The organism is Streptomyces sp. NBC_00873, assembly GCF_045207415.1.
Taxonomy (GTDB): Bacteria; Actinomycetota; Actinomycetes; order Streptomycetales; family Streptomycetaceae; genus Streptomyces.
In genome coordinates this window covers 8602416-8614890 of sequence record NZ_CP108803.1, presented here as the reverse complement: position 1 = coordinate 8614890, position 12475 = coordinate 8602416, and the positions used below count along the sequence as shown (strand labels likewise).

Sequence of the window (12475 nt, the reverse complement as noted above, 5' to 3'; positions counted from 1 at the left end):
GCTACTGACCGGTTCTACGTGGACCGTGGTCGGTGAGGTCCGCAGGTCGCGGACGCCTCGGCGTCTCCGCGTTGAGGCGTCCGCGACTGAGACCTCAGGAGGCCGTTGCCATTCCGAAGATGTGGAGGTAGCCCGACGCCGGCTTGGGTAGCTGGACCATCTCAATCGTCTTGCTCGGGTCGATCGGAACCGACGTCGAGAAGACGTAGGTCTTGATGTTTTCCGGGCCGGACGCCTTGTTGCGGTAGGCCGTCTTCGCTACGACGCTGTTGGTCGGCAGCACGCTGCCGCTACCGCCGCCCAGGGTCCAGTCGCTGAAGCCCGCCGAGAACGTCTGCGTCGTGCCGTCGGTGTACGTCACCGTGCCCGTGCCGGTCAGCGGCCCGTACACGCCGGAACCCAGGAACGCGAGCTTCGAACCCTTGCCGGAGAACTCGATCTTCTGCCCGGTGGAGTTGACGTTGTCCGCGACACCGGCCGGCACATTTGGCCAGGTGAACGTGGCACCCTCTGCCGTGACGGTGGCTCCCGGGGTCAGGTTCTGCGCCGCGAGCGCCTGCGCGGAGTAGCTGTGACCGGTGATGTCGAAGCCTCCCGCGGACGCGTTCTTATCGTCGCTGATACCACGGCTGTTGAACGCGGCCGCGAGGGACGTGTACGGAACGTCGACCGAGGCGGTGCCGTTGTCGCTGCTCTTGGCGTTCTTGAAGGTGGCCTGCGCGGACAGTGCGTAGGGACCGGGCTTTGCGTCCGCGGGGGCGGTGGCCGTCCAGGTGGTCTTCACCGACTGGCCGGGCTTGACCGTGGTGAACGTGGTGGGCGAGGTGGCTTCGGCCGTCCAGCCGCTGGGCACGGTGAGGTTGACGGAGGCGTCCGAAAGCGCAACGGGGCTGCCGTCGTTGGTGTAGGTGGTCGTCACCGTGGCGGTGGAGCCGGGCTTGACGGTCGTGGGCGTGTCGACCGTAAGCGAGTGGTGCGCGTTGTAGCTGGGCACGATCCACTTCTGGTGGAGCTTGCCGTCGCAGTTCTGGAGTTCGGCCGGGGTACCGTTGGCGACGTTAGCGCCGGGGACGGTCAGGCAGCGGCCGGAAGCCGGGTTGAGCAGGGAACCATCGGCTTTGGGCTGCCAGTTCTGCGCGGGGGTGCCGTCGCAGTCGGCGAGCTCGGTCCCCTTCCCGTCCGCGGTCGCGGCAAGGCACTTGTCGGAGTGGTGGATCGTGCCGTCCGCGTGCCGGATCCACTGCTGGTTGGCGGCGGCTTCGCAGTGCCACAGGCCGAGCGAGCCCGGCTCCGCCGGATCGGTCTGGTGGTTCTCCAGGCAGCGCCCGGCCATGCCGCGCAGGCGCGCGGTCTTCGACATGTCCCACACGTCGGTGATCGTCGAGACGTCCGCGTCGGCCGTGTGGTTGATGTGGTCCAGGCCGTACATGTCCAGCATCGTGCGCAGGACGTTGTAGTGGTTGATCTTCTGGTCGTACTCGCCGGCCTTGGCCATCGGCCCGACCATGATCGTCGGGATGTGGTTGGCCGGGGTGAAGTCGTCCTCGTCCCAGGTCAGCACGAAGAGGCTGTTGTGCGTCTTGGCCCACTGGATGTACGAGTCGAAGGTGTTCTTGACGAAGGCGTCGCCCTGCGCGAGGGTGCCGTCATGCATGCTCTGCTGGCCGTTGCCCACGTAGAAGGAGACGGTGGGCAGCTTGGCGAAACCGTCCGGCGTGGTCGGGAATTCCTCCTGCCGCTTGTCCATCGGGTTCAGGTTGCCCGGGGTGCCCGGGATGTTCTTGTAGCGGAGCCACTGCGTGGGCAGGCCCTGGTTGGCGTAGTTCGCGAAGCTGTACCCGTGGGTCACGAGCTGGTTGGGCAGGTTGTCGGTGTCGACGGACTGCGGATCGGGCCAGGCGCTGGACTTCACGATGTCCGAGGCGGACAGCAGCGCGTAGTAGTTGGGCAGGCTCGGGTGCGTGACACCGTACGAATTGGTGAACGACGCGCCCTGGGCCTCCAGGGACTTGATGTACGGCACCTGGTCCTGAGGCCTGGTGGACGGGTTCCGGAGGATGTCGTCGTAGCCCTTGTTCTCCATCATGACCATGACCACGTGGTCCGGCTTGGGAACCGCGGTGGATCCCACGACAACCGAAGAGCGGGCGTCCGAAGACCCGGCGTCCGCAGTTGCCGCGGTCGCGGAAACCGTACCCGGAAGGGCGATGCATGCCAGCAGGGCCGAGGCCATCACGCCTCGGATGCTTGGGCGAGGTATGCGCATCCCGATGCTTCCTTATCACTTGATTTAAGATTCTTCGAAATGGCCTGCGAAATCGCCTGCGCGCCGGTTCGTGAACCAGCCAGGCGACAGCACAAGGTCAAAGCTGGAGCGAAGACCACCATGGATTACAAGCCGCTGTGGTTTTTGTGACGCTTTTCGCGTCAATCGCGACCGTCGGCCAGCCTAGTTGTGATCTATTTTGGGCGCCTTAACGATCAGTGAACTTCCCTCAAACATGCCTGGACATGCTCTGTTTAACCTCGATCGTTCATGAACCCGCGTCAGCTTTCTGGCGACAACGTCACGCTTTACGGATGGCGTTCTAAAACAGGAACATCAGCAACCCTTGCTCTCACAGGTCAAAAGACCTCTTCTGTATCGCCGACCGTCTGCCAGACAGCCCGCTTCGCGAAACGAGCGGTTTGTCGTCGGACCGAACACCGGCCTACTCGCGCGGTACAGGCAGTCCTGTACAGACCCGCCCGTCGGGCAGGGTGGACGCGCGTCAGTCGACACTCAGTTCGCGATGGCCACCGCGCACCCCGAGCACTTGGTCGTGCTCGGGGCATCGCGCGGTCAGTGAGGCCGCCGTCCGATGGGAAGAGGCTCAGCTTCCGGCCTCAGTGGGATTGGGGTCCGTCCAATAGACGGCGGGAGCGGAGGACCGTTACGCGGCCGCCGACCCTGACACCCGGCGCCACGCGCGTTCCCGGGCCGATCGCCTCCACCACGCCGGTGGACTCCAGGCCGGCCGGAACCGGCTGTGCAGCCTTCCCTGGGTAGGCATCGATGGCCTGGAGATCACCAGGGTGCACCGTGAAGGCTGTGGTCCGGATGAGGACCTGGCCGCGCTCGGGCGCTGCCAGCTCCGGCTCGTCGATGATGGTCAGGACGTCTGCGGGTGACCCGCCACGGGTGTAGACGACACGACGGTTCTCCTGGGCGTTGGTGTGTGCGGAGCTTGGCCGGGGCGTCAGCCGGGGATCTGCAGCAGCAGGTGCTTTCCGCTGAGCGCACTGTCCAACTGCATCGGCCGCCCGCCCTCACGCAGACCGTCAAGGTCCAGGGCGGCGAATCCGTATTGGTTCGGCAAGCCGGCCGCGGCTGCCTTCGCATCGGCGTCGTCGCCCGCTCTCAAGGGGCGGGCGGAACCGCGCGTCCTCGGCGCAGGGTGCTGCGGCCGGTGACACCCGGGCCTGAAGGCGTTCCCCGACTCGTCACCGAGGGCAAACCGGGGGGAAGGGCATCAGACGGATCGGTTTTCCGCGCTGACCATCCAGGCGTGCTTCTCCAGGGAGTCGATGATCGCGTGCAGCAGGTCGGCCGTGGAGGGATCCTCGCTGTCGACCTGGTCATGGAGGGTGCGCAGGGTATCGACGGTGGCGCGCAGCCCCACGGCGACAAGGTCGACAACGGCGCTCACACTCAGCTCGCCCTCCGGGAACGGGGGGAGAGTGGTGGTTGCTGCCACGGTGTTGGAGCGGCCGTCCGGGCAGGTCGTGAGAGCGCGCATGCGTTCGGCGATGGTGTCGGCCGCCTCCCGGGCGTCGTCGACGATCTCGTCCAGTTGCAGGTGCAGGTCCCGGAAGTTGTGGCCGACCACGTTCCAGTGGGCCTGTTTCCCCTGGAGGTGCAGTTCGACGAGGTCCACCACGATCTGTTGCAAGGCTTGGGCAAGCTGCGGCGAGGCCGTGAACCCGGCGACATCGGACTCCGAACGTCGTGCAGAGGAAGCGGTCATGGCGTCTTTTCCTTTGAGAGCACAAGAGAGCGGGCGGAACAGGAAGCCTGTTGGCCGACCCCATCAAGCCTACGAAGGTCTCTCTCTGTCGCCGCCGGGCGTTTGTCGGTCCGCATGGCCGAATGCGTCTGTCCGGCGCTGCCCCGCCAGTTGGCGCGCACTCACCCGAGCTCTCTGGACCGCGGAACGGTCGCCCGCTCGGACGCACCCATCGGGACCGTGCGGCGTGGTGCCGTCCGAGACACCGGGGCAAGCGCTGACGGAACTTCATTGCTTGGGCGGCAGACGGCGCCCGAAGACTTGCAGCTGGGCGTAGCCATGGCTCGTGATGCCGTAGAAGAGCGGTAGAAGCACGAAGATCGCGAGCGCGAGGGCAGGGATGGTCAGCACGCCGACAAGGCCGGCGGCCGCGTAAAGCAGGGCCCCGGCGAAGGCTCGAAGGCGTTCGCCGAGGAAGAAGGTCTCCTCCACGCTGTCCTCGAGGAGCTCGGGGTGGCGGAAGAGCACATGGAAGAAGACCATCCAGCTCACCCACAGCATCGCGCCGATGAGCGCATAGAGCCCGACGGCTACACGGTCGTCCGGGGGGGTTGCCCTCCGCGATGGCTTCAGAGACGAGCGCGGTGGGCCAGGGCAGCAGCGCAGTGGAAAACAGCACACCGAGGTTGGCCCAGTGCAGGCCACGGGTCATGACCTTGATGCGCTGGAATGCCGCCTTGTGGTTGAGCCATACGACAGCGATGTAGAGGTACGAGGCGACATAGGCCAGATAGGTCGGCCACTGGTTGAGCAGCTGGGCCAGCAGGCCACCCGAAGCGATTGAGGGAGGCTTCAGATGGAGCACCAGAAGCGTGATGACGATCGCCAGGACGCCGTCACTGAAGGCCTCGGCGCGCCCTGTGTCCGAATGCGGAACTTCCTCACCGAGTTGCGCCTCCAGCCGCAACTATCGCTTCTCGGCAAACGTGCAGGTCATCCTCGATGCCGATACGAAGCTGGTCGTGGCTACCGCCCGGCCGGCCCCGGGCAACAAGGCCGACGCTCACGTCTGGCGGAACTCCAGCCTGCCGGCCCAGGGCCAGGGCGTCACCGTGCTCGGTGACGGCGCCTACATCAACACCGGCCTGGTGGTACCGCATCGCAAACGCCCAGGCGGCCACTCCTCCCGGGTGAGGAAGCGGACAATTTCGAGCATCGCAAAGTCCGAGCCCGCGTGGAACATGCCTTCTCCCGCATGAAGAATTACAAGTCCGCGACTGCCGGCAGCATGGCGACGGCGTCCACCATGCAGTCCGGGCCGTCGCACACATGCACAACCTTGCCCTGGGCATGATCAGAACCGTCGAAACCGGGCACTGCCCTGCCAGATCACAGCCTTCTGCAACACGCTTTAGTTTAGGTGGACCATTTTCTTGGGGTCGACGATGCGGTCGAAGTCCTGTGCTGCGATGTAGCCGGTGGCGAGGGCGGCTTCGCGCAGGGTGGTCCCTTCGTGGTCCGCCTTGTGTGCGATCTGGCTGGCTTTGTCGTAGCCGATCTCCGGCGAGAGCGCGGTGACGAGCATCAAGGAGCGGGAGAGGTAGTCGTCGATCTGCTGGCGCTGCAGTTCGGCGCCTTCGATGCAGTAGGTGCGCAGCTTCTCGCTGGCGTCTCCGAGAATGCGGGCGGAGTGGAGGAAGTTGTTGATGATGACGGGCCGCATGGCGTTGAGTTCGAAGTTGCCCTGGGTGCCGGCGAACGCAATGGCGGTGTCCTCGGCCAGGACTTGGATGCAGACCATGACCATCGCTTCGCACTGGGTCGGGTTGACCTTGCCGGGCATGATGGAGCTGCCTGGTTCGTTGGCGGGCAGGGCGAGTTCGCTGATGCCGCAGCGGGGGCCGGAGGCCAGCCAGCGGATGTCGTTGGCGATCTTCATCAGCGGCACGGCGAGAGCCCTCAGTCCGGCCGAGGCCGCCACCATGGCATCCAGGCTGCCTTGGGCGGCGAAGGAGTTGGAGGTCGTGTGGAACGGTTGGTCGGTCAGCTGTGCGATCTCCTGCGCCACCTGGGCACCGAAGCCCTCGGGGGCGTTGAGACCGGTGCCGACCGCGGTCCCTCCTACGGCCAGTTCGTACAGGGCCGGCAGGGTGGCCTCGATGCGGTCGTTGGCGTCGGAGATCTGGGCAGCGTAGCCAGACCACTCCTGGCCTACGGACAGCGGGACGGCGTCCTCCAAGTGAGTGCGCCCGATCTTGACGATGTCCCACCACGCTTGGGACTTGGCGTCCAGAGCGTGCTGAAGTTCCCTCACCTTCGGGAGCATGTGCTCGTAGATCTGGCGGACGGCGGCGATGTGCATTGCGGTGGGGAAGGTGTCGTTGGAGGACTGGCCCATGTTGACGTGATCGTTGGGATGGACCGGTGTCTTGGATCCCAGCGTGCCATCGACCAGCTGGACTGCCCGGTTGCCAATGACTTCGTTGACGTTCATGTTGCTCTGCGTGCCGGACCCGGTCTGCCACACGTACAGCGGGAAGTGATCGTCCAGCGCGCCGGAGATCACCTCGTCGGCAACGCGGGCGATCAGATCGGCCTTCCACCCGGGCAGGCGGCCCTCGCGCCCGTTGACCAGCGCGGCGGCCTTCTTGACGTAGCCGTACGCGTGGTAGACGGCTTTCGGCATGCGGTCGTCGCCGATGGAGAAGTGGATCAGGGACCGCTGCGTCTGGGCACCCCAGTACCGGTCGGCGGGCACTTCGATGGCGCCCATCGAGTCTGTTTCGCGGCGGGTGCCAGTGGCGTCGATGCCGATCGGGACGTCTCGCACCTTCGGTGGCTGCTCGGTGGCGGCGTGCTGGTGCCCGGAGGTCATGGCGACGCCTCTTTCTCGGAGAGCGGTCCATAGACCGGCTGCCGCATGGCGTCCTGCACGGCCTGGACCAGATCGGCCGGCTGGCGGGTGGCGACCTTGTCCTCGACAGCAGCGCGTACTACCGCCACCGCTACCGTCGCCGAGGAAGCGCGCAGATTCGCCACCGGGGGCAGCAGTGGCGCGCCGGGGGCCCTGGCATCGACCTGCCCGGCGACCGCCTCCGCGGCGGCGAGCAGCATCCCGGCGGTGAGCCGTTCAGCGCCGGCGACGACGGTGCCCAGGCCCAGACCGGGGTAGAGCAGTGCGTTGTTGGCCTGCCCGATGACGTGGCGGACTCCGCCGTATTCGACCGGGTCGACCGGGATGCCCGTCGCCGTGAGCACCTTGCCGTCGGTCCAGGCCAGGAGGTCGGCCGGCATGGCCTCGATCTTCTCGGTGGGGTTGGACAGCGGGAAGATGATCGGCCGGTCAACGTGCTCGGCCATTGCGCTGACGACCTGCTGGTCGAAGGCGCCCGGCGAGGTGGAGGTGCCTATCAGCATGGTGGGATGGACGTGCCGGACGGTGGCCAGGAGGTCGATCCTTCCGTCCGCCCAGCCCTGCACCTCCGCGGCGGGCCGGGCGTAGGGGGCCTGGTAGTCGCGTAGGTCCGGCATACCCTCGACGAGCAGCCCCTGCTTGTCGACCAGCCACACCCGACGGGTGGCCTCCTTGGGGTCCAGTCCGTCGCGGACCATCGCGTCACGCAGCTGGTCGGCAATGCCCACCCCGGCGGTTCCGGCGCCGAAGACCACGAGACGCTGGTCGCGGAAGGACTGGCCGGTGATCTTCAAGGCCGACACCGCGGCGGCCAGGGTGATGGCGCCGGTGCCCTGCATGTCGTCGTTGAACATGCGGTAGCGATCCCCGTAGGTCTCGAGGATGCGGCGGGCATTGCCCGGCCCGAAGTCCTCGAAGTGCAGCAGCGCATTGGGATACAGCTCCGACACCGTCTCCAGGTAAGTCTCGATGAATGCGTCGTACTGCTGCCCGCGGACCCGGCTGTGGCGCACGCCCAAGTAGAGGGGATCGTTGAGCAGGTTCTCGTTGTCGGTTCCGACGTCCATGACCACCGGCAGGCAGCGGGCGGGATGCAGCCCTGCCGCAGCGGTGTAGACGGCGAGCTTGCCCACCGAGATCTGGATACCCTGCACACCCCAGTCACCGATCCCCAGGATCTCCTCGGCATCGCTGACCACCACCAGGTCGACCTCATCCCGGTGGAGCTGAAGTGCCTCGAACGAGCGGCGCACATCCTGCGGCCGGTCGATGGACAAGAAAACCCCGCGCGGGCGCCGGTACTCGTGGCTGTACTGCTCGATCGCCTCACCCACGGTCGGGTCATAGACGACCGGCAGCAACTCGGCAAGGTGATCTTGCAGCAGCCGGTAGTACAGCACCTCATTGCGGTCGTGCACTTGCTCAAGGTTGATGAACTTCGCCAGATCGGTCGGCTCTTGCTGCAACTGTTCGTACGCACGAATCGCCTGCTGGTCAAGGGTGAGCACGGCATCGGGCAGCCGACCCACCAGGCCGAGGCACTCACGCTCCTCGGCCGTGAAAGCGGTGCCATGATCGGCCAGAGGATCCAACAGGACAGAACGTACATGTATGGGCATGAGAACCCCTCAAGTGGGTATGACTCCGCCGGTCCAGCCCCTTGTTCCCATGCTTGACCCGCTCGCTGGGCGTCGCCACTGGAGGAGCGGCATTCCTCCGCCCCGTTCCCACGCGATGGGCGAGCAGACCGCGAACGCGGAACGCGGTCCGGAGTGGCTGAGTCGCCGCACGGGAGAGGGCAACGGGAAGGAACGGGACCAGGGAACGTGTCGGTCTCAGCCGCGCTCGGGCCGCACCTGTCACCCGAGTGCCACGTCCGCTCGTACGCCGACGAGTATGCGACGCCGCGGGATCGATCGCAGATGACCAACCACCAGCGTCGACGGGCGCAGCGCCAGCGCCTGGGACCGGAATGTCCGGCTGGCGCAGGCGATGGACGCGCTGCGCTGCCCACCGCCGGAGGGCTCCTTGCCAGGAATGGCTCGGGTTGCCGGCGGAACATGGGCATGGGGGAAACAGAGAAGAGGTGTTTTTCATGTCTCACGCTTCCACCGTCGCTGTTCTCGGAGCAGGCGCACTCGGCGCCGCGATGGCGATGCGTCTCGGAGATACCGGCCACGAGGTACGACTGTGGAACCGTACGGAGGAGAGGGCCCGTGCGGTGGCTGAGCACGCTGCCGGGGTCACGGCAGTGAGGGCGGTGGGAGATGCGGTCTCCGGCGCGTCCGTCGTCGTCACTGTGCTCCGTGACGGCGATGCGGTCGCGCAGGTCATGTCAGATGCCATCGGTCGGCTCGACAACGATGCCGTCTGGGTGCAGGCGAGCACGGTAGGGCCACGGTACGCCGGCGCGCTGGCCGGTCTGGCTCGTGATCACGGTGTTGCGTACCTCGACGCGCCGGTCTCGGGAAGCACCGCTCCCGCTCGGCAGGGCAAGCTTGTCTGGCTGGTTGCCGGCGCCGAGGACGTCCTTTCGCGGGCGCGTCCGCTGCTCGACGATCTCGGCTCGTCCGTGCTCCACGTCGGGACGGGGGTCGAGGGCAGCGCCGTCAAGCTCGTGGTCAACGCTTGGATGGCTGCCTCGACGGTCGCCATGAGCGACGTCCTTGCGCTGTGCGACGCTCTCGGCGTCGACCACGCGACGTTTGTCCGGGTGCTTGAGGCGGGCCCTCTCGCCATGCCGTACGAGTTGCAGAAAGTAGGCGTCATGGACGACGCCTCGTACGCGCCGGGATTTGCGGTGCAACTCGCCCTGAAGGACATCGAACTGGCCGCGGCAGCCGCCACCCCCACCCCTCTGCTCCAGGCCGTCCGGGACCGCCTGCAAGCGACCGTCGCGGCCGGCCACGACCACGACGACCTCGCTGCCGTCGACTATCTGAGGAGGCCGCCGTCGTAGCCTGTATGGGGGCGTCGTTCCGGTCCGGGCCGCCTGGGGTCCCCCCGAGCGACAGCAGGGCGGTAGTTGGTGCGACGGTCAGTATGACGCCTGCTGCCAGTGGTCCTCCGGTCCGGCCGACGGCGCGCAGCCGTTCCTGTCGGCTGCGGCGTTCCGGCAGCGCACTGGGCGTAGGCCGGCCCGGCCTCTCCGACCGCCATCGACAGAGCTCCTGCGGCCAGTGACCGGGTATGGCCGTATTCGATGAACTTGGCCACGGCCAGCCCGAGCGCCGTAGCGCGGGAACGCGGGCCAGGCCCGTGTCGGGCATTCTTCGGTCGAAGGTCTCCGTCAGGGTGCTGTCTGCGCACCACGATCCAGTCACTCCGCAGGCCGGCCAACGGATCGTCATACCGGCTGTCCAGAGCCTCGCTGTCGGGCCAACTGCAGGCATTTGCTGACGTCTACGGCGAGCATGATCCGCTCACCCGCCGCAACGCGGCAGAATGGCTCCACCGGCTACAAATCGGTGGGCGATGCGGCTGGGGTTCTGAGTCTGTGTGCCACCGGAGTGGACCGGACCAGCTGCGCCACCGCTGAATCTTGCTTGTACGGAATTCCTCGCCAGCCACCCGTCGACCTGAACGGACCACTGGATCGTGACCACCTCGATCATCGTCGGAGGAAGCAGCGGACTGGGCCGCGCCGTAGCCCAGCGATTTGCCGACCGCGGCGACACCGTCCTCATCACCAGCCGCGCCGCGGCGCACGCCGACACCGTGGCCGGCGAAATCGGCGGCCTGACCAGAGGCCTGACCGTTGACCTGTCGCAGCCGGAGACGATCGCCGCCGCGCTCGACGATGTGCGCGAGGTCGACAACCTGGTGATCACCGCCATCAAACAGGGCGTCAACTCCCTCGCTGACTTCGATATCGCCGCAGCCATCGAGTCCGTGACCACCAAACTGGTGGGCTACACCGAGACCGTGCGAGCCCTGCGTGACCGGTTCAACCCCGGTGCTTCGGTCGTGCTCTTCGGTGGCCTGGCCAAGGAACGCCCCTACCCCGGTTCCACCATGGTGACCGCCTTCAACGGCGGCATCACCGGCCTGGTGAAAACCCTGGCCGTGGAAATCGCACCCCACCGCATCAATGCGATCCATCCGGGCGTGGTGGGAGACAGCGCCAAGTGGCGCGACGCGCCCGAGCACCCCCACCTGGCGCGGACCCCTATCGGACGCCTCGTGACCACGGCGGAGGTCGTCGATGCCACCGACTTCGTCCTTCGCAACACCGGCGTCAACGCCCTCGACCTGTTCGTCGACGGCGGACTGCGCGTCACCTGACACGACTGTCCTGTCCGACGGTTTGAGTGCGATCACTGGAGGTGGGCTCCAAACAACGGCCCGGGGCCGCACCTCGCCCTGTCGTCGGCTGTCAGTTTTGCGAATCCTGACCTTTGCGGACGATGTCGAGGACGGCCATCATGGGGTCTGTACGGTGACCGGCTCTGTCTCACATCCGGTGGTGACGCCGAGTAGCCATCCGCGATCATGATCTTGTGATGGATGTCAACTCCCTTGTCGGGACGGTGTTTCCGGGATGTCGGTGCTCGTCGTCGAGGACGTGGTGGACGGTGGTGACGCAGTGGTGGTCACGGCCCGCACGCGGGATGTGGCGGTGCCGTGTCCGGCGTGCCGGACGCCGACGGCGAAGGTGCACGGGTATCACCGCCGGACGGTGACGGACGTGCCGGTCGACGGCCGCCCGGTCGTCGTCCACCTGCGGGTACGGCGGCTGGTCTGTCCAGCCCTGGGCTGCCGGAGACAGACCTTCCGCGAGCAGATTTCCGGACTGCTGGAGCGCCATCAGCGCCGCACGGTGCGGCTTGCCTGGCAGATATCCCAGGTGGCGCGCGAGTTATGCGGCCGGGCGGCCGCACGCCTCGCCGGTCTAATGGCCGTGCCCGTTTCCCGCAGCACCGCGCTGCGCCATCTGCGGCGCCTGCCGCTGCCGCAGCAGGCGGTCCCGCGGGTGATCGGCGTGGACGATTTCGCCCTGCGCCGCCGCCACCGCTACGCCACGATCATCACGGATGCCGAAACCAGCAGACGCGTCGAAGTCCTGCCCGACCGCGAGATGGCCACCCTCGAGTCCTGGCTGCGCGAACATCCTGGTGTCGAGGTCGTGTGCCGGGACGACTCGGCCACCTACGCCGAGGCAGTCCGCCGCACCCTGCCCGACGCGGTGCAGGTCAGCGACCGATGGCAGTGCGCCATGAGGCGCCGCCGGGCAGCGCGCGCAGTTCGGCCAGGACGTCGGTGACTGCGGGAGAGGTCAGGTCCGTCCAGCCGACGACGCCGGCCACCAGCGGGTCGCCGGCGGCCAGGGCCAGGTACTCGGGCGTCTCCTCGGGTACGCAGATTGTCTGCACGAGCACGGTGGCGTCGACTCCGGCGGCCGCGGCTGGGGATGCAGGTCATCGAGAGTGAAGTCGCGGCGTAGCGGCGCGAGTTCGGGGCCAGTGAGCCAGTCCTGATCGCGGACCGACAGGTCCCAGACGTGCTGGTGGGCGTCGATGGTGGTCATGGACGCCTTCCCTCTCCAGGTATGCGGGTCCGTGCCGCAGGTGAGGAC

9 protein-coding genes and 4 pseudogenes are annotated in these 12475 nt (G+C 66.9%); 4 read left to right on the top strand and 9 right to left on the bottom strand.

Annotation, left to right across the window (positions count from 1 at the left end; genetic code table 11):
• Positions 1–94: 94 nt before the first annotated feature.
• The 6 genes and pseudogenes from OH809_RS39945 to OH809_RS39920 form a co-directional block, all read right to left on the bottom strand.
• Complete coding sequence (locus OH809_RS39945; RefSeq protein WP_406416173.1) at positions 95–2131, bottom strand: alkaline phosphatase family protein; 2037 nt, start codon at positions 2129–2131, stop codon at positions 95–97.
• A gap of 755 nt (positions 2132–2886) precedes the next feature.
• Positions 2887–3132 carry an alcohol dehydrogenase catalytic domain-containing protein gene (locus OH809_RS39940; RefSeq protein ID WP_406516322.1) on the bottom strand — a complete coding sequence of 82 codons (246 nt, stop codon included), beginning with the start codon at positions 3130–3132 and terminating at the stop codon, positions 2887–2889.
• A gap of 107 nt (positions 3133–3239) precedes the next feature.
• On the bottom strand, positions 3240–3404 hold the full coding sequence (locus OH809_RS39935; RefSeq protein WP_406416175.1) for a hypothetical protein: 165 nt from the start codon (positions 3402–3404) through the stop codon (positions 3240–3242).
• A 108-nt stretch (positions 3405–3512) separates the two neighbouring features.
• The gene (locus OH809_RS39930) at positions 3513–4007 is read right to left on the bottom strand and encodes a Dps family protein (protein WP_406416177.1); all 495 of its coding nucleotides are present in this window, start codon (positions 4005–4007) and stop codon (positions 3513–3515) included.
• Positions 4008–4274: 267 nt separating this feature from the next.
• Positions 4275–4547, bottom strand: coding sequence for a hypothetical protein (locus tag OH809_RS39925; protein ID WP_406416179.1), 273 nt, complete (start codon positions 4545–4547; stop codon positions 4275–4277).
• Positions 4548–4698: 151 nt separating this feature from the next.
• A pseudogene (locus OH809_RS39920) lies at positions 4699–4851 on the bottom strand (TMEM175 family protein); the annotation flags it as partial.
• A gap of 88 nt (positions 4852–4939) precedes the next feature.
• On the opposite strand from OH809_RS39920, the pseudogene OH809_RS39915 reads away from it, so the two are divergent.
• A pseudogene (locus OH809_RS39915) lies at positions 4940–5333 on the top strand (transposase family protein); the annotation flags it as partial.
• A 64-nt stretch (positions 5334–5397) separates the two neighbouring features.
• Here OH809_RS39915 and fumC read toward each other — a convergent pair.
• Both fumC and OH809_RS39905 read right to left on the bottom strand, forming a co-directional pair.
• Positions 5398–6861 carry a class II fumarate hydratase gene (fumC, locus tag OH809_RS39910; protein ID WP_406416181.1) on the bottom strand — a complete coding sequence of 488 codons (1464 nt, stop codon included), beginning with the start codon at positions 6859–6861 and terminating at the stop codon, positions 5398–5400.
• On the bottom strand, positions 6858–8519 hold the full coding sequence (locus tag OH809_RS39905) for an NAD-dependent malic enzyme (RefSeq protein WP_406416182.1): 1662 nt from the start codon (positions 8517–8519) through the stop codon (positions 6858–6860). The genes fumC and OH809_RS39905 overlap by 4 nt, the downstream gene beginning before the upstream one ends.
• 476 nt (positions 8520–8995) lie before the next feature.
• Between OH809_RS39905 and OH809_RS39900 the strand changes: the two genes are divergently transcribed.
• From OH809_RS39900 to OH809_RS39890, 3 genes and pseudogenes are all read left to right on the top strand, one after another.
• The gene (locus OH809_RS39900; RefSeq protein WP_406516168.1) at positions 8996–9859 is read left to right on the top strand and encodes an NAD(P)-dependent oxidoreductase; all 864 of its coding nucleotides are present in this window, start codon (positions 8996–8998) and stop codon (positions 9857–9859) included.
• Between the two features lie 638 nt (positions 9860–10497).
• On the top strand, positions 10498–11184 hold the full coding sequence (locus OH809_RS39895; protein WP_406516167.1) for an SDR family oxidoreductase: 687 nt from the start codon (positions 10498–10500) through the stop codon (positions 11182–11184).
• A 256-nt stretch (positions 11185–11440) separates the two neighbouring features.
• Positions 11441–12106: pseudogene (locus OH809_RS39890) on the top strand (ISL3 family transposase); the annotation flags it as partial.
• 16 nt (positions 12107–12122) lie between these two features.
• On the opposite strand, the pseudogene OH809_RS39885 reads toward OH809_RS39890, so the two are convergent.
• Positions 12123–12427, bottom strand: a pseudogene (locus OH809_RS39885) (amidohydrolase family protein); the annotation flags it as partial.
• Between the last annotated feature and the right edge of the window lie 48 nt (positions 12428–12475).